Source organism: Clostridium beijerinckii (assembly GCF_018223745.1).
Classification (GTDB): domain Bacteria; phylum Bacillota; class Clostridia; order Clostridiales; family Clostridiaceae; genus Clostridium; species Clostridium beijerinckii.
In genome coordinates, this window is the sequence record NZ_CP073653.1 from 162,120 (window position 1) to 178,745 (window position 16,626).

Annotated in this window: 17 protein-coding genes, 1 tRNA gene, 1 pseudogene and 1 other annotated feature; of the genes and pseudogenes, 18 read left to right on the forward strand and 1 reads right to left on the reverse strand. The window is 31.6% G+C overall.

Annotated elements, in window-relative coordinates; genetic code table 11:
* Positions 1–6: 6 nt before the first annotated feature.
* Positions 7–942 (forward strand): thioredoxin-disulfide reductase, encoded by a 936-nt coding sequence (trxB, locus tag KEC93_RS00780; protein WP_039769019.1) that lies wholly within the window; start codon positions 7–9, stop codon positions 940–942.
* Positions 943–1,017: 75 nt separating this feature from the next.
* On the opposite strand, the gene KEC93_RS00785 is transcribed toward trxB, so the two are convergent.
* A complete protein-coding gene (locus KEC93_RS00785; RefSeq protein ID WP_011967488.1) occupies positions 1,018–1,245 on the reverse strand; it encodes a glutaredoxin family protein in 228 nt (75 codons plus the stop codon).
* A gap of 487 nt (positions 1,246–1,732) precedes the next feature.
* On the opposite strand from KEC93_RS00785, the gene radA reads away from it, so the two are divergent.
* The 17 genes and pseudogenes from radA to rplA all read left to right on the forward strand — a co-directional run bounded on the left by radA (position 1,733) and on the right by rplA (position 16,436).
* Complete coding sequence (gene radA / locus KEC93_RS00790) at positions 1,733–3,109, forward strand: DNA repair protein RadA (RefSeq protein WP_077869655.1); 1,377 nt, start codon at positions 1,733–1,735, stop codon at positions 3,107–3,109.
* 238 nt (positions 3,110–3,347) lie between these two features.
* Entirely contained in the window at positions 3,348–4,412 is a 1,065-nt protein-coding gene (gene disA, locus KEC93_RS00795) for a DNA integrity scanning diadenylate cyclase DisA (RefSeq protein WP_077869654.1), read from the forward strand.
* Positions 4,413–4,654: 242 nt separating this feature from the next.
* Positions 4,655–5,755, forward strand: coding sequence for a PIN/TRAM domain-containing protein (locus KEC93_RS00800; RefSeq protein WP_011967491.1), 1,101 nt, complete (start codon positions 4,655–4,657; stop codon positions 5,753–5,755).
* A 21-nt stretch (positions 5,756–5,776) separates the two neighbouring features.
* Positions 5,777–6,457, forward strand: a complete 681-nt coding sequence (gene ispD, locus KEC93_RS00805; protein ID WP_023976578.1) for a 2-C-methyl-D-erythritol 4-phosphate cytidylyltransferase — start codon at positions 5,777–5,779, stop codon at positions 6,455–6,457.
* A gap of 394 nt (positions 6,458–6,851) precedes the next feature.
* Positions 6,852–8,564 carry a proline--tRNA ligase gene (locus tag KEC93_RS00810; protein ID WP_039772853.1) on the forward strand — a complete coding sequence of 571 codons (1,713 nt, stop codon included), beginning with the start codon at positions 6,852–6,854 and terminating at the stop codon, positions 8,562–8,564.
* A 17-nt stretch (positions 8,565–8,581) separates the two neighbouring features.
* Positions 8,582–9,982, forward strand: coding sequence for a cysteine--tRNA ligase (gene cysS / locus KEC93_RS00815; RefSeq protein ID WP_077868549.1), 1,401 nt, complete (start codon positions 8,582–8,584; stop codon positions 9,980–9,982).
* A gap of 49 nt (positions 9,983–10,031) precedes the next feature.
* The gene (locus tag KEC93_RS00820; RefSeq protein WP_023976575.1) at positions 10,032–10,445 is read left to right on the forward strand and encodes a Mini-ribonuclease 3; all 414 of its coding nucleotides are present in this window, start codon (positions 10,032–10,034) and stop codon (positions 10,443–10,445) included.
* A 159-nt stretch (positions 10,446–10,604) separates the two neighbouring features.
* Positions 10,605–11,378 carry a 23S rRNA (guanosine(2251)-2'-O)-methyltransferase RlmB gene (rlmB, locus tag KEC93_RS00825; protein WP_236886761.1) on the forward strand — a complete coding sequence of 258 codons (774 nt, stop codon included), beginning with the start codon at positions 10,605–10,607 and terminating at the stop codon, positions 11,376–11,378.
* Positions 11,379–11,391: 13 nt separating this feature from the next.
* Positions 11,392–11,904: an NYN domain-containing protein gene (locus tag KEC93_RS00830; RefSeq protein WP_011967497.1), complete on the forward strand. Its 513-nt coding sequence runs from the start codon at positions 11,392–11,394 to the stop codon at positions 11,902–11,904.
* A gap of 59 nt (positions 11,905–11,963) precedes the next feature.
* Positions 11,964–12,611 carry an RNA polymerase sporulation sigma factor SigH gene (gene sigH / locus KEC93_RS00835; RefSeq protein ID WP_023976573.1) on the forward strand — a complete coding sequence of 216 codons (648 nt, stop codon included), beginning with the start codon at positions 11,964–11,966 and terminating at the stop codon, positions 12,609–12,611.
* 76 nt (positions 12,612–12,687) lie between these two features.
* Positions 12,688–12,763 (forward strand) — tRNA-Thr (locus KEC93_RS00840).
* A gap of 65 nt (positions 12,764–12,828) precedes the next feature.
* Positions 12,829–14,023, forward strand: a pseudogene (gene tuf, locus KEC93_RS00845) (elongation factor Tu).
* A 177-nt stretch (positions 14,024–14,200) separates the two neighbouring features.
* Complete coding sequence (gene rpmG / locus KEC93_RS00850; protein WP_002583138.1) at positions 14,201–14,350, forward strand: 50S ribosomal protein L33; 150 nt, start codon at positions 14,201–14,203, stop codon at positions 14,348–14,350.
* Between the two features lie 48 nt (positions 14,351–14,398).
* Complete coding sequence (gene secE, locus KEC93_RS00855) at positions 14,399–14,629, forward strand: preprotein translocase subunit SecE (RefSeq protein ID WP_023976912.1); 231 nt, start codon at positions 14,399–14,401, stop codon at positions 14,627–14,629.
* Between the two features lie 37 nt (positions 14,630–14,666).
* A complete protein-coding gene (gene nusG / locus KEC93_RS00860) occupies positions 14,667–15,188 on the forward strand; it encodes a transcription termination/antitermination protein NusG (RefSeq protein ID WP_023976911.1) in 522 nt (173 codons plus the stop codon).
* Positions 15,189–15,266: 78 nt separating this feature from the next.
* A complete protein-coding gene (gene rplK, locus KEC93_RS00865; protein ID WP_008419834.1) occupies positions 15,267–15,692 on the forward strand; it encodes a 50S ribosomal protein L11 in 426 nt (141 codons plus the stop codon).
* 54 nt (positions 15,693–15,746) lie between these two features.
* Entirely contained in the window at positions 15,747–16,436 is a 690-nt protein-coding gene (rplA, locus tag KEC93_RS00870) for a 50S ribosomal protein L1 (RefSeq protein WP_023976910.1), read from the forward strand.
* 43 nt (positions 16,437–16,479) lie between these two features.
* Positions 16,480–16,605 (forward strand) — a sequence feature (ribosomal protein L10 leader region).
* The last annotated feature ends 21 nt before the right edge of the window (positions 16,606–16,626 follow it).

The window sequence follows — 16,626 nt, forward strand, 5'->3', positions numbered from 1 at the left end:
ATAGATATGAGTAAAGAAAAGAAAGAATTGGATTTAATTATAATTGGTGGTGGACCAGCAGGTCTTACAGCAGCAATGTATGCAGGAAGGGCAAAGTTGGATACATTGTTGTTAGAAAATGAACTTGTGGGAGGTCAAGTTAGAAATAGTTATACTATAGAGAATTACCCGGGATTTAAAAGTATAGGTGGAGGAGATTTAGCTGACATATTTCAAGAACAAGCTAGAGATCTTGGAGCAAATATTGATGAATTTGATTCAATTGAAAAGATATATATATCAGATGATGAAAAGATTATAGAAACTGAATCATATGTATACCAACCTAAAGCTGTAATAATTGCTACAGGAGCTGCACCAAGAAAACTGCCTCTTCCTCAAGAAGAACAATTTTCAGGAAGAGGAATTCATTACTGTGCTATTTGTGATGGAGCACTTTATCAAGGCAAAAAAGTTGCTGTTGTAGGCGGCGGAAATTCTGCACTAGAGGAGTCTATATTTTTAACTAGGTTTGCTGAAAAAGTGTACTTAATAAGAAGGTATGATTATTTTAAAGGAGAACAGTCATTAATTGATGAAGTTTTCAATAATCCTAAAATAGAAGTTCTATTAAATAAGGATTTGACTCAAGCCAATGGTAAGGAATTTTTGGAATCAGTTATTATAAAAGACACTAAGACTCAAGAAAGTAGTAGCTTAGATGTTAATGCAGTTTTTGGATATATAGGAACAGAGCCTAGAACAAAAGAAGTAAAGGATTATATAAAATTGAATGAACAAGGATATATAATTACCGATGAAGATTTACAAACAAATATTCAAGGAGTATATGCAGCAGGGGACGTAAGACAAAAGAAGTATAGGCAAATAACAACTGCTGTATCAGATGGTACGATTGCGCTTTTAAATGCAGAAAAATATATATTACGAAAAAGAAAATAGCATTAAAGATGAGAATATAAATCAGATATTAATTGATATAAGCCAAAATAAAAGAGGCGGATATACGCCTCTTAATTATTTACCTAAAGCCTTTAGAATAGCAGGCTTATCAAAGCCTATAATAATATTATCATTAATATCTAATACTGGGACACCCATCTGATTAGACTTTTTTATCATTTCTTCTCTAGCTTCCATATCATCTTGAACATTTAATTCTTGAAATTCAATGTTCTCTGATTTAAGAAAAGTTTTTGCTTTAACGCACCAAGGACAAGTATTGGTAGTATATACTTTTACCATAAATGAATACGCCTCCTTAATAATAGTTATTATATTGTAATTAATATTATAATATAGATTTTATAATCATTCAATATAGCTATAAAATAATGATGTTTATTATCAATTAAATTATAACTTGGTTATATATTGTTGTCTCATTATTAGAATAATCATTATAGAGAGTAATTTAGTTAATACATAACTGGTGAATTATATATTATGTTTATTTTCTAGTGTTGATGTTAATATTATAATTTCTATATTATTATATATTTGTTCTTTACTAATCTATTTTATAATAGCTTTTGCAATAATTTATTAAATATTCTAAGAACAAAAAATAAAATAGTTATAAAGTATTATATATAATAATTGATTGAAGGCTAAGCACTAGCTATATTTAATTCAAAATATATGAGTAAGAAAGTAATATGCTATAATATAATTAATATTATTATTAAAAAAGTAAGATGTAATAAAGATCTAGAAACGAAGGGAGAGGTTTATGAAGAAAAAAACATTATATAGATGCAATAGTTGCGGTTTTGAAAGTATAAAGTGGCTTGGTAAATGCCCAACATGCAATAATTGGAATACATTAGAGGAAATTACTATTGAAGCAAAAAATTTAGAGACTAGATCCAGACAAGTAGCAAAAAAACCGTTAAAAAAACTTTTGGAGATAGTTTCCAACAAAAGCGATAGAATAGTAACAGGGATAAATGAATTTGATAGGGTTATGGGTGGAGGAATCGTAAAGGATTCAATTTCAATTATAACAGCAAGACCGGGAGCAGGAAAATCAACACTTCTTCTTGAAATTTCCGATGCTGTCGCCCAAAAAGGATATAAAGTAATTTATGCGTCAGGGGAAGAAAGTGATAGTCAGATAAAAAACAGAGCAGACAGAATTCTTAATAAAATCCACGAAGATATATGGGTACTACAAGAAACAAGTCTTGATAATGTTTTAGATGCAGTTGAAGAAATAGATCCGGATATTATAATAATAGATAGTATACAAACATTTACTATGGAATCATCTTTGCCAGCGAGAGCAGGGTCACCTACACAAACTATGGAATGTGCTAATGCATTGCTCCAAATGGCTAAAAACGGTAGAAGGCCAAGAGCGGTTATAATAGTTGGGCAGATGACTAAAAGTGATGAACTTGCAGGGCTAAGAGCCTTAGAACATTTAGTTGATACGGTGCTTATAATAGAAGATGATAGTGATGAAGAGTTAAGAGTACTTGTAAGTTCTAAAAATAGATTTGGCGGTATTGAAAATGGCTTCTTTCAAATGGGGGAGAGAGGGATTATTTCAATAGATAACCCCTCAGAATTCTTCATGACAAAGCGTGAAGAAGGAGAAATTGTATCAGGAAGTGCATTAACAGTAATTAAAGAAGGAACAAGAGCAATAATAACTGAAATAGAAAGTTTAGTGTCGAAGAGTTTTACTCCGTATCCTACAAGAATAGGGGAAACATTAGGAAAGGATAAATTAAACACTTTGATATCTATACTTGAACAACGTGGAGGAATTAATTTATACGATAAGAATGTAATTATTAAAACTACAGGTGGTATAAAAATAAGAGAACAGGGCATTAATTTAGCTGTAATAATGAGTATAGTATCCTCAGTAAAGCAGCAGGGGATAGAATCAGATATAGCGTTTATAGCAGATGTAGGACTGACTGGGGAACTTAAAAAAGTACCATCATTAGAAAGTAGGATTAGGGAACTTGAGAGAATGGGATTTAAAAAGGTTTATGTTCCAAAGGATTCTATAGGAAAAAGCAGTAACTTAAAGAAAATAGATATAATTGAATTAAAGACCTTGATGGATGTAATAAATAATATTTATAGAAGCTAGAACATTATAGAAATGCCATATTAAATATGAAGAGAATAGAGCTATTTCTTACAAATAAATATATTATAACTTAAATTTAACAAATGTTGTTGAGGGATTATATTTATTATAGTATTATAGTTTCTAGAGCCTAGGTTAAATTTACTCGGAAAATAATATCAGTCAAAATGTTTAATATTTGATTTTAAATAAATCTAGAAAAGTATTAAAATGATTTTTAAAGAAAATGGGTGAGTGTATGAGAATAGAAAAGGGAATAGGAATAAAGAATGTCTTAAAGATAATGTGCCCAGGCACTCAACTAAGGGAAGGTCTTGAAAATATATTAAGAGCTAAAACAGGTGGATTATTAGTGATTGGTGACGATGAAGAAGTTATGAAACTCGTTGATGGCGGTTTTTATATTAATTCAGAGTATACACCATCATATGCATACGAATTAGCTAAAATGGATGGAGCTATAGTCATAACTGGAGACTTAAAGAAAATCGTTTGTGCTAATGCGCAATTAATACCTGATTCATCTATTCCAACATATGAAACAGGAACTAGGCATAGAACGGCGCATAGAGTAGCTAAGCAAACGAATAACATAGTAATTGCAATTTCTCAAAGAAGAAATATAATAACTATGTACAAGGGTGATATAAAGTATGTATTAAGAGAAAGTAGTGTAATTCTTGGAAAGGCAAATCAAGCGCTTCAAACACTAGAAAAATATGTTGCAGTACTTGAACGTGTTATTAATAACTTGAATTTATTGGAGTTTCAAGACTTAACAACACTATTCGATGTAGTTACAGCAATTCAAAGAACTGAAATGGTAATGAGAATAGTGGAAGAAATTAATATGTATATACTAGAGTTGGGGAATGAAGGACGATTAATATCAATGCAATTAAATGAATTAGTTAAGCATATAGAAAGAGATGGAATATTGCTAATTAGGGATTACTGTAAAGATGGACTTCAATATAACGAGGTATATGAGCACATTCAAAAATTAAATTCTTCAGAATTATTAGAATTAGACGCAGTTGCAAGAACATTAGGTCGTGGAGGAATTCCACTTATGGATACATTAATATCTCCAAAGGGATATAGAATGTTGAGTAAGGTGCCAAGAATACCATCTAATGTTATTGATAATCTTATAAAAGAATTTGAAGAATTAAGTAATATAATTGATGCTGATATAAATGACTTAGATAATGTTGAAGGAATAGGAGAAGCGAGAGCTACTGCCATTAAAGAGGGATTGAAACGTATAAAAGAGCAAGTTTCATTAAAAAAGGAAATATGATAATTAAATTTGTGTTAAATTAAATAGGATTTAGTTTTTACAAAGAAAATACTATTTATTTAGATTTATTAATCTAAGATTTAATTTGATTCTTCAAAGTAGAATGAAATTATTAGTAAACTTAATAATTTATTCATTTTAGAGGTACTTATTGTATGATATAATTAATATGACTTAGAGAAATGTTGAAAAAATGATTAAAATACTATCTAATTGTAAATAATTAGAAGGAGGTGAAGTATGTGTTAAAAAGACTATTAAGGGGAATTTTTTCTGTAATTGGATTGATACTAGGATATTTCATATCTGAAATATTACTTACAATCCCTCAGGTTGATAATTTGACTTACATTTCAACCACTATTACTAGAGTTTTATTTATTATTATTATATCTTTTATCTTTGGACTTATATTTTATATTATTTCTCCTATTATATACAAAGGAATTTCTAATTTAATTGAGTATATTGAAAAGAGTATGCAAAAAATGAGCATAACTGAAATCATTTATGGAACTTTTGGAGCTGTAATTGCTTTAATTCTTATGACATTTATTGCAAAACCAATAAATGATATAAATATAATTGGGCCAATTTTATTAATTTTATTAAATGTGTTAGCTGCTATAATAGGTGCAGAAATAATGATTAAAAAAAAGGAAGATATAACAGCTCTTCTTGTTAATATGAAAAAGCCTGTAATTAAAGAGAAAAAAGTTAAAGAGGTAATAAAAGAGTCTATAAAAGGAATTCCGAAAGTATTAGATACATCAGTTATAATTGATGGAAGAATATTTGATATTTGTGAGACTGGATTTGTTGAAGGACCACTGGTTATACCTAACTTTGTATTGGATGAATTAAGGCATATATCCGATTCTTCTGATTCACTAAAAAGAAATAGAGGAAGAAGAGGTCTAGATATATTAAATAAAATACAAAAAGAGCTAGCCATAGAAACTCAAATTGTAGAAGATGATTTTCCTAAAATTGCAGAAGTTGATGCAAAGTTGCTTAAACTTGCACAAAAGATGGAAGGAAAGGTTATAACTAATGATTATAATCTAAATAAAGTGGCTGAGTTTCAAGGAGTACCGGTATTAAATATAAATGAATTATCAAATGCAATAAAACCAGTAGTATTACCTGGTGAAGAAATGACAATTGATATAGTAAAGGATGGGAAAGAATCAAGCCAAGGTGTTGCGTATTTAGAAGATGGAACTATGATTGTTGTTGAAGGTGGAAGAAAATACATAGGACAAACAACAAGTGTTATAGTTACATCAGTTCTTCAGACAGCAGCTGGACGAATGATTTTTGCAAAACCAAAAGATAATTAAAAGTTAAGGAGAGTTTTCTGTATGGTTAGTGCGATAGTATTAGCTGGAGGCAGAGGTAAGAGAATGGGTTATATTCAAAGCAAGCAATATATTGATTTGAATGGTGCGCCCATTCTTTATTACACGTTAAAACAGTTTATAGAAAATGATTTAATAGATAAGATCATTTTAGTAGTGCCTGAAGATGAAAAAGATTATTGTAAAAGAGAAGTATTAAATAAATATGGATTAAAAATAGATGATTTAGTATCTGGTGGGAGCGAAAGACAAGAATCAGTATATAACGCCTTGGAGAAATTAGAAAAATCTGATATAGTATTAATTCATGATGGAGCTAGGCCATTTGCATCTCAGAAAATAATAAATGATGCGGTTGAATATGCTAAGCGCTATAAAGCTGCAGCACCTGGAGTTATGCCGAAAGATACTATAAAAATTAAAGATGGTAATAATTTTTCAGTCGATACTTTAGTTAGAAGTGAACTTGTTGCAATTCAAACGCCACAAGCTTTTGATTTTAACCTGATATATGAATGCCATAAAGAGATAAAGAAAAGATGTATATCAGTTACTGATGATACTAGTGTGGTAGAACTTTTTGGGCATAAAGTTTATATTTATGAGGGTGATTATAAAAATATAAAAATAACTACACCGGAAGATTTAATACTTGCAGAGTATTTTGTAAAAGATATAGTATAGTGATAATGTATTGACAGGCTAAATTCAGGAAGTTATAATATATTAAAATAAAATTTAATTAAGATTGTAAAACGTTGATGAAGAATAGTAGAAGCCGATTATATAAGAGAAAAAGTCCGTGGGCTGAAAGACTTTTAAACAGGCTTTGAACCAGCTTTTGAGTATAGGGAAAAACTATCGGTCTAAAACCGTTATCATTGTTAGAGAACAAATTTAGGTGGTACCGCGATATAAAGTTCGCCCTAATATATATTATTAGGGGGGCTTTTTTATTTATCTAATTATATATTTTTAACCTATTAATTATTTGTAAAATCTGATATTCAGATTTTATTACATCATATATATAATATTATTCGCAATTTAACCAATATTATTTTAGGAGGAACACCAAATGAAAATGTCTAGTATGTTAATATCAACATTAAGAGAAGTACCAGCGGAAGCAGAGATTGATAGCCATAAGCTTATGTTAAGAGCTGGAATGATAAGAAAAATGGCTGCAGGAGTATATAATTATATGCCTCTTGGATTAAAAGTTTTAAAAAAAGTTGAGGATATAATTAGGGAAGAAATGAATGCAGCAGGTGCGCAGGAATTTCTAGCATCAGCTATTATTCCAGCTGAATTATGGCAGGAATCTGGTAGATGGGATGCATATGGAGCAGAAATGTTTAGATTAAAAGATAGAGGTGATAGAGATTTCTGTTTAGGGCCAACTCATGAAGAAGTATTTACAGATATAGCGAGAAATGAAATTAAGTCTTACAAGCAATTACCTCTTAATTTATATCAGATCCAAACAAAGTATAGAGATGAGCGTAGACCTAGGTTTGGGGTGATGAGATCTAGGGAATTTGTAATGAAGGATGCTTATAGCTTTGATAAAGATCAAGGTGGGCTAGATTTAGCTTATGATAAAATGCATGATGCATATGTAAAAATATTTAATAGATGTGGTTTGGATGCAAAATGTGTTGCTGCTGATTCTGGTGCTATTGGTGGTTCAAATTCAGCAGAGTTTATGGTTAAATCGGAAGTTGGAGAGGATGATGTGGTATTTTGTGGTGAATGTAACTATGCAGCAAATATCGAGAAAGCTTCATCACCAGCAGAGAAAGAGTTAAAACAAGAATTTAAGGAAATAAATAAAGTTGAGACACCTAATACAAAAACTATAGATGAATTGGTTAAGTTTTTCGGTACTAATGAAAAAAAATTCGCAAAGACTATCTTGTTTAATGCAGATGGCAAAATAGTAGCAGTTATGGTTAGGGGAGATAGAGAAATTAATGAGGTTAAGGTTAGCAATGCAATTGGTGAAGTGATTAATCTAGATCTTGCTAGTTCAGAAGATGTAAAAAAGGCAACGGGAGCAGAAATAGGATTCGCGGGACCAATGGGGATAAAAGTAGATATGCTATTAGTTGATGAAGAAGTAGCTAATATGTATAACTTTATTGTGGGTGCTAATGAAACAGGTTACCATATTAATAATGTGAATTATGGAAGAGACTTTGAAGGTGTAATAGGAGATTATAGAAACGTAACTGAAGGTGAAAAGTGCCCAGTTTGCGGTGGTAAGGTTACTATTGCAAGAGGAACAGAAGTAGGGCATATATTTAAACTTGGTACTAAATATTCGGAAGCCATGAATGCTAAGTTTATAGATGAAGATGGAAAAGAAAAGCCATTTATAATGGGATGCTATGGAATTGGAGTTACAAGAACAATGGCATCTATAATTGAGCAACATCATGATGAGAATGGTATAGTATGGCCATTGTCTGTTGCACCATACCATGTTTCTGTAATTCCTGTTAATGTAAAAGATGAGGAACAAGCTAGAATTGCAAATGAAATTTATGAAAAATTAACAAGTGCTGGAATAGAAGCTCTTTTAGATGATAGAAATGAAAGAGCAGGAGTGAAATTCAAAGATTCAGAATTAATGGGAATACCAATGAGAATAACAGTAGGTAAAAAGATTAATGAGGGAGAAATTGAATTTAAACTTAGAGATGGAGAAATGGAAGTAATCAAAATAGAAGATGTTTATAATATAATAAAAGGTGAATTTGAGAAAAACAAAATAAAACTAAAATAATTTTAGGAGGTAAATTAATGAAGGTATTTAATACTTTAACAAGACAAAAAGAAGAGTTTATCCCTATTATTCCTGGCGAAGTTAAAATGTACGTCTGTGGGCCAACTGTATATAATTTTTTTCACATAGGTAATGGAAGAACATTTATTGTCTTTGATACTATAAGGAGATATTTGGAGTATAGAGGATACAAGGTTAGATTTGTCCAAAACTTTACTGACATAGACGATAAAATGATTAATAAAGCTAATGATGAGGGAATTACAGTAAAAGAGCTTGGAGATAAATATATAAAAGAATACTACCAAGATGCCGATTCGTTAAAGATTGAAAGAGCTACTGTAAATCCTAGAGCAACAGAATATATTCATGATATAATCAAATTTGTTGAAGAGTTGATTGAAGCAGGATTTGCTTATGAAGTTGATGGTGATGTTTACTATAGCACAAAAAAATTTGATAATTATGGAAAATTGGTAGGACAGAACTTAGATGATTTGCAGGTTGGTGCAAGAATATCTGTTGATGAAAGAAAGAAAGATCCTATGGATTTTGCAGTGTGGAAAGCACAAAAGCCAGGTGAACCTGCTTGGGAAAGCCCTTGGGGACCTGGAAGGCCTGGGTGGCATATAGAGTGTTCGTGCATGGCGAAGAAATTGTTGGGAGATACAATAGATATTCATGCAGGTGGTATGGATTTAAGATTCCCGCATCATGAAAATGAAATAGCTCAAAGTGAAGCTCTAACAGGAAAACCATTTGCAAATTATTGGCTCCATGCAGCATTTGTTAATGTAGATAATAAGAAAATGTCAAAATCATTAAATAACTTCTTTACCGCAAGAGAAGTTCTTGAGGAATATAGTTCGGATGCAATAAGGTTTTTGATGTTGTCTGGACACTATAGAATACAAATAAATTTTACTAAGGAACTTTTAGATTCAGCAAAATCATCAATAGAAAGATTATATAATTGCATAAATAATCTTGAAAATTTAAAAGATGAAGTGACTAAAAAATTAATGGATGAAGCGGAAGAAAAATATCTAAAGTCTTTAGATAAATATAGAGAAAAATTTATTGAGAAGATGGATGATGATTTTAATACAGCAGATGCTATTTCAGTATTGTTTGATTTGACTAAAGATATTAACAATAATGTGAATATTAGTTCATCCTCTGAATTATGTGAGAAAGCAGAATCAATGGTTAGAGAACTAGGAAATCCGCTAGGTATACTTCAAGATCGTATTGAGAAGGATTTGGAAACAGAAATTCAGGAGCTTATTGAAAAGAGACAGCAAGCCAGAAAAAATAAAGATTTTGCACTTGCGGATAAAATAAGAGATGATTTAAAAAGCAGAAATATAATTTTGGAAGATACACCACAGGGTGTTAGATGGAAAAAGATTGATTAATTAAAGGAAGGGTTGCATTTTTGCAACCCTTATTTAAAGGAGAATTATAATGTTAGATGACTTAAGAATTAGAAAATTTTCAAAAGATGAAGTAAGAATGTTGAATTCATTACAATTGGCATTAATAGGTGATGGTGTGTTTGAAGTTTTTATTAGAAATTATATTTTGACTCAAAATACAGCGTTATCTGCAAATAAGATACATGTGAAGGCAATTGGATATGTAAAAGCAAAAAGTCAGGCGTGTATAATGCATGAAATTGAGAATCTCCTAAATGAGGAGGAAGAAGCGGTTTATAAAAGAGGAAGAAATGCGAAATCACCTACTGTACCTAAGAATGCAGAGATAAGGGATTATAGAATGGCGACTGGGTTTGAAGCATTAATTGGTTATCTATACCTAGTGGGGGATAAGGAAAGATTAGAATTTATATTTGATAGAAGTATTGAAATTATTAATTAGTGTATAAAATTAAAAAAAGGAGGGTTTATAATGAATAGTAAACTGAAAAAAAATATTTTAAATGGCAAGTTTATGGAAGATAAAGATAAATCTGTAACTGAATCAAAAGGTAAAGCTAAAAGCTATAATCAGGTAAAAAATAAAACTAAGAAAGATAATATGGTAGGAAATGATAAATCAACAAGCGCTATTGAAGAGAGAGAAGATATAGTTATTGGAAGAAATGCTGTAATTGAAGCTCTAAGAGGAGAAAGAACGATCGAAACACTATATATATCTAATAGTAAATTAGAAGGTTCAATAAAAACTATTGTTGGTTTGGCAAAAGAAAATAAAATATTAATAAAAGAAGTGGATAAAAGAAAACTTGATTCAATGTGTGGTGGAGAAGTACATCAAGGGGTAATAGCAAAAGTAACTCCATATAAATATTCAGAAGTATCGGATATATTGGATTTAGCAGAGAAAAGAGGGGAAGCTCCGTTCATAGTTATATTGGATGAGGTTGAAGATCCGCATAATTTAGGATCAATAGTAAGAACTGCAGAATTATTTGGAGTTCATGGAATTATACTCCCAAAGAGAAGAAGTGCATCTGTAAGTACAACCGTTTATAAATCTTCGGTTGGAGCAATAGAACATGTAAAAATAGCCAAAGTAACAAATTTAAATTCGACAATAGAGGAACTAAAAGAAAAGGGGATCTGGATTTATGGGGCGGACATAAGAGCAGAAGAATATAGCTACCAAGTAGATTTTGGAGGACCTTGTGCGGTTATAATTGGAAATGAAGGGAGAGGTATTTCAAAATTAACGGTGGAAAAGTGTGATAAGCTAATAAAAATACCAATGGTCGGAAAGATTAATTCTTTAAACGCATCTGTAGCTGGTGGTATAATTATGTATGAAGTTTTAAAAGGACGATTGAAATAGAGAGAGGTATATCGTGAAAACTATTTTTGTAGATGGATATAATGTTATAAATAGTTGGCCTAATTTAAAACAAAAAAAAGATTCTAGCTTTGAGGGTGCAAGACAAACTCTTATAGATACTTTACATAATTATGGAGTTTTTAATGCTTGTAGAATAATATTAGTATTTGATGCTCATAAAGTTACTGGGAGTATTGAAAAGAAAGAAGAGGTAAATAGAAATATATCAGTAGTATTTACAAAGGATGGAGAAACTGCGGATAGTTATATTGAGAAACAAGTAAATGCTCTAGGAAGGAAACATGAAATAGTTGTTGTAACATCTGATAGCTTAGAGCAGCAAACAATTTTTCAAAGAGGTGCAGTTAGAATGTCATCTTTAGAATTTTATAATGAGGTTCTAAGGATAGAGAAGTCTATAAAAAATAAAGCAGATAAGAACAGAATTTCACAGAAAAATATAATAAGTGATAATATAGATGATAGGATAGTCAAAATATTAGAAGAAATCAGAAGAAGTAAGTAAATTCAGTTGACTAACATAATTTTACTGGGGTATAATTGTCTAAACGAGTGGTTAGTTTAATGCAGAAGAGAGTTGAGAATAAGCAGTTGAAAGGTTTTTTAGATTTCAAAGATAAATCAGACGAAGAAATTGTTGCGAAAGCTAAGAGTGGTAATAGTAGGGCGCAAGAATATTTGATTTCAAAATATGAGAACTTTGTGAAGTCGAAGGCTAAATCATATTTTTTAATTGGAGCCGACAAGGAAGACATTTATCAAGAAGGGATGATAGGTTTATATAAGGCTATCAGAGATTTTAATGCAGAAAAATCAACATCATTTAAAGCCTTTGCAGAAATATGTGTAATCAGACAAATAATAACTGCAATAAAAACAGCTACTAGGCAGAAACATATTCCGTTAAATACTTATGTCTCTTTAAATAAGCCAATATATGAAGAGGAATCAGAGAGAACTCTCCTTGATGTTTTGGCAGGATTGAAAATTTCAGATCCTGAAGAGCTAATGATTAGTAAGGAACAAATGGATTATATCGAGAAAAAGATTTCGAAAGTGTTATCAGATTTGGAATTAGAGGTTCTTACTTCATACCTAGATGGAAAATCTTATCAGGAGATTGCAAGTGATTTAGAACGACATTCGAAGTCGATAGATAATGCATTACAAAGAGTAAAGAGAAAATTAGAAAAATGCTTAGATTTAAAGTGATAATTTATATTGACAAATAAAAAGAATAATAGTAAACTTTATAATTGGTATATCAAAGAAGATAGCAATTTTGAACGCTCACATAGCTCAGTCGGCAGAGCGTCACCTTGGTAAGGTGGAGGTCGTCGGTTCGATTCCGATTGTGAGCTCCAAATAATAAAAAATAAAAAAACACTAGGCCAAGTTTATTAGAAGATAATAAGGGAGGAAAATTATAATGGCAAAAGCAAAGTATGAAAGAAGTAAGCCACACGTTAATATTGGAACAATAGGTCACGTAGACCATGGTAAGACAACATTAACAGCAGCAATCACAACAGTATTAGCAAATAAAGGATTTGCAGAAGCATTTAACTATGCAGATATTGATAAGGCTCCAGAAGAAAAAGAAAGAGGAATCACAATCAATACAGCACACGTTGAGTACCAAACAGAAAACAGACACTATGCGCACGTTGACTGTCCAGGGCATGCTGACTATGTTAAGAACATGATCACAGGAGCAGCACAAATGGATGGAGCTATCTTAGTTGTATCAGCAGCAGATGGTCCAATGCCACAAACAAGAGAACATATACTACTAGGATCAAGAGTTGGTATCCAATATATCGTAGTATTCTTAAATAAAGCAGATATGGTAGACGATCCAGAATTATTAGAATTAGTAGAAATGGAAGTAAGAGAATTATTAAGTGAATATGACTTCCCTAGGAGACGATATTCCAGTAATAACAGGATCAGCATTAAAAGCATTAGAAAATCCAACAGATGAAGAAGCAATTAAGCCAATCATGGATTTAATGGAAGCAGTAGATAGCTATATCCCAACTCCAGAAAGAGCAACAGATAAGCCGTTCTTAATGCCAATCGAAGATGTATTCACAATTACAGGAAGAGGAACAGTTGCAACAGGAAGAGTTGAAGCTGGAGTACTTCATGTAGGAGATGAAGTAGAAATCGTTGGATTAAGTGAAGAAAAGAAGAAAGTTGTAGTAACTGGAATCGAAATGTTCAGAAAGTTATTGGATGAAGCGCAAGCAGGAGATAACATCGGAGCATTATTAAGAGGAGTTCAAAGAACTGATATTGAAAGAGGTCAAGTTTTATCAAAACCAAATTCAGTACATCCTCATACTAAATTTGTAGGTCAAGTATACGTACTTAAGAAAGAAGAAGGTGGAAGACATACTCCATTCTTCGATGGATACAGACCACAATTCTACTTCAGAACAACAGACGTTACAGGATCAATCAAATTACCAGACGGAATGGAAATGGTAATGCCTGGAGATCACATTGATATGAATGTTGAATTAATCACTCCAATCGCAATGGATGAAGGATTAAGATTTGCTATCAGAGAAGGCGGAAGAACTGTAGGTTCTGGAGTTGTTACTAAAATAGTAGAATAAGATACATTTATTACTAATAGGACTAAGTTGTATAACTTAGTCCTATTTAAAGGATGATTGACAAGTCAAATATTCTATGATATTGTATAAAAGTGACATTTTAAGCAACGTAAATTTTAGAAGTGAATAGGAACTCAAGATTCCTATTTAATATATAAGAAAACTGGAGGTGCAGTCATGAGAACAAAAGTAACTTTAGCATGCACAGAGTGTAAACAAAGAAATTATGATTCAATGAAAAACAAAAAGAATGATCCAGATAGATTAGAAATGAAAAAGTATTGTAAATTCTGTAAAAAGCACACTCTTCATAGAGAAACAAAGTAATTAGCCGAAGTAATGACATATAGTTATTAAATTTAAGGATGTGAAGATATGTCAGCAAAGAACAGTGTGAAAACTGAAAAAGCTATTAAAAGTAATGGTTTGTTTGGTTTTTTTCGAGAGGTTAAGGTAGAGGTTAAGAAGATAACTTGGCCTTCAAAAGATGAGACAAAGAAAGCATTTGTTGCAGTTATTGTGTTCACACTAATGTATACTATATTAGTTGGTGGATTGGATTCTATTTTCAATAACCTCTTTAAAATGATTTTAAATTTCAAGTAAAAGGGAGGTTTGGGCGATTTTATATCGCCTGACGAATATGAGTGATAGAGCACGATGGTATGTAGTTCATACATACTCAGGATATGAAAATAAAGTAAAAGCAAACTTAGAAAAAGCAATTGAAAATAGAAATCTTGAAGCATTAATCCATGATATACAAGTACCCATGGAAGAAGTGGTTGAAGAAAAAGATGGAAAGCAAAAAGTCTCATTAAAGAAGAAATTTCCTGGATATGTGCTTGTAAAAATGTTAATGGGAGATGAAGCTTGGTACGTTGTTAGAAATACTAGAGGCGTAACAGGATTTGTAGGCCCAGGATCTAAACCAGTTCCTCTTTCTGATGAAGAAGTGGAATCAATGGGAGTGTTAGAAGTTCCTGTTGAGATTGACTTAGAGGTAGGGGAAAGTATAAGAATTATCTCTGGGCCATTGAGAGATTCAGTAGCCACAATACAAGAGATAATTCCGGATAAACGCAAAGTGAAAGCTTTAGTGGAGATGTTTGGCAGAGAAACACTTGCCGAATTAGACTTTAATCAAGTTGAAAAATTAGTTTAACTATAATGAACTAATTTTAATTAAGTGGGAGAACTAAAAAGAGTTCGTTATACCACAGTAATAGGAGGAATAACAAAAATGGCTAAGAAAGTAACTGGAATGATTAAACTTCAACTTCAAGCAGGTAAGGCGACACCAGCTCCACCTGTAGGTCCAGCTTTAGGTCAACACGGTGTAAATATAATGGGATTCTGTAAGGAGTTTAATGCAAAAACTGCAAATCAAGCTGGGTATATAATACCAGTAGTTATTACAGTTTACCAAGACAGATCTTTTAGTTTTATATTAAAGACTCCTCCAGCTGCAGTTCTAATTAAGAAAGAAATAGGATTAGAAAGTGGTTCTGGAGTACCTAATAAAACAAAGGTTGGTAAATTAACTCAAGATCAACTTAGAAAGATTGCTGAAACTAAGATGCCAGACTTAAATGCTGCAAATGTTGAATCAGCTATGAGAATGATAGCAGGAACAGCTAGAAGTATGGGCGTAACTATTGAAGAGTAATTCGTAAAAATAAGTGGGAGGTCAAAACCGTTAACACCACAGAGGAGGCAAATTATGGGAAAAAAATACATTGAAAGTGCAAAGCTTATAGATAAGAGTGCATTATATAATCCAGTAGAAGCATTAGATCTTACATTAAAGACTGCAAAGGCAAACTTCGATGAAACTATCGAATTACATGTAAGACTTGGAGTAGATCCAAGACATGCAGATCAACAAGTTAGAGGTGCAGTTGTATTACCAAACGGAACAGGTAAAACAGTTAGAGTACTTGTTTTTGCTAAAGGAGATAAGGCTGCAGAAGCACAACAAGCAGGAGCAGATTTCGTTGGAGCAGATGAACTAGTTCAAAAAATCCAAAGCGAAAACTGGTTTGATTATGACGTAGTTGTTGCAACACCAGATATGATGGGAGTTGTAGGTAGAATTGGTAGAGTGTTAGGACCTAAAGGACTAATGCCAAATCCAAAGTCGGGAACAGTAACATTTGATGTTGCTAAGGCAATTGAAGAAATTAAAGCTGGTAAAGTTGAATATAGAGTAGATAAAACAGCAATAGTTCACTGTCCAATTGGAAAAAAATCATTTGGAACTGAAAAATTAAAAGAAAACTTTACTGCATTAATGGAAGCTTTAGTTAAAGCTAAACCAGCAGCAGCAAAAGGGCAATACTTAAAATCAGTATCTGTTTCAAGTACAATGGGGCCAAGTGCAAAAGTTAATCCTACAAGAGCTTTAGATTAGTATTGACTTGAGTGAAATTATGTAGTATAATTTCAAATGTTGTAAAAAGAAAATATTTTTTCCGTAGACAGTGGGTGCGAAAGCGTAAAGATAACTGCCCGCCTAGGTGTATATAATAGATTATATTATAGGCCTTCCATGTCTGCGGAAGGTCTTTTTTAATAAAAGAAGCAGTTTATAACTGTGAGGA

Bases quoted from the DNA above. Each gene is read 5' to 3' on its own strand.
- rplK (WP_008419834.1), top strand. From the start codon at position 15,267: ATGGCTAAGAAAGTAACTGGAATGATTAAACTTCAACTTCAAGCAGGT.
- ispD (WP_023976578.1), top strand. From the start codon at position 5,777: ATGGTTAGTGCGATAGTATTAGCTGGAGGCAGAGGTAAGAGAATGGGT.
- radA (WP_077869655.1), top strand. From the start codon at position 1,733: ATGAAGAAAAAAACATTATATAGATGCAATAGTTGCGGTTTTGAAAGT.
- cysS (WP_077868549.1), top strand. From the start codon at position 8,582: ATGAAGGTATTTAATACTTTAACAAGACAAAAAGAAGAGTTTATCCCT.
- rlmB (WP_236886761.1), top strand. From the start codon at position 10,605: ATGGTAGGAAATGATAAATCAACAAGCGCTATTGAAGAGAGAGAAGAT.
- KEC93_RS00820 (WP_023976575.1), top strand. From the start codon at position 10,032: ATGTTAGATGACTTAAGAATTAGAAAATTTTCAAAAGATGAAGTAAGA.
- KEC93_RS00810 (WP_039772853.1), top strand. From the start codon at position 6,852: ATGAAAATGTCTAGTATGTTAATATCAACATTAAGAGAAGTACCAGCG.
- rplA (WP_023976910.1), top strand. From the start codon at position 15,747: ATGGGAAAAAAATACATTGAAAGTGCAAAGCTTATAGATAAGAGTGCA.
- sigH (WP_023976573.1), top strand. From the start codon at position 11,964: ATGCAGAAGAGAGTTGAGAATAAGCAGTTGAAAGGTTTTTTAGATTTC.
- KEC93_RS00785 (WP_011967488.1), bottom strand. From the start codon at position 1,245: ATGGTAAAAGTATATACTACCAATACTTGTCCTTGGTGCGTTAAAGCA.
- secE (WP_023976912.1), top strand. From the start codon at position 14,399: ATGTCAGCAAAGAACAGTGTGAAAACTGAAAAAGCTATTAAAAGTAAT.
- rpmG (WP_002583138.1), top strand. From the start codon at position 14,201: ATGAGAACAAAAGTAACTTTAGCATGCACAGAGTGTAAACAAAGAAAT.
- trxB (WP_039769019.1), top strand. From the start codon at position 7: ATGAGTAAAGAAAAGAAAGAATTGGATTTAATTATAATTGGTGGTGGA.
- nusG (WP_023976911.1), top strand. From the start codon at position 14,667: ATGAGTGATAGAGCACGATGGTATGTAGTTCATACATACTCAGGATAT.
- disA (WP_077869654.1), top strand. From the start codon at position 3,348: ATGAGAATAGAAAAGGGAATAGGAATAAAGAATGTCTTAAAGATAATG.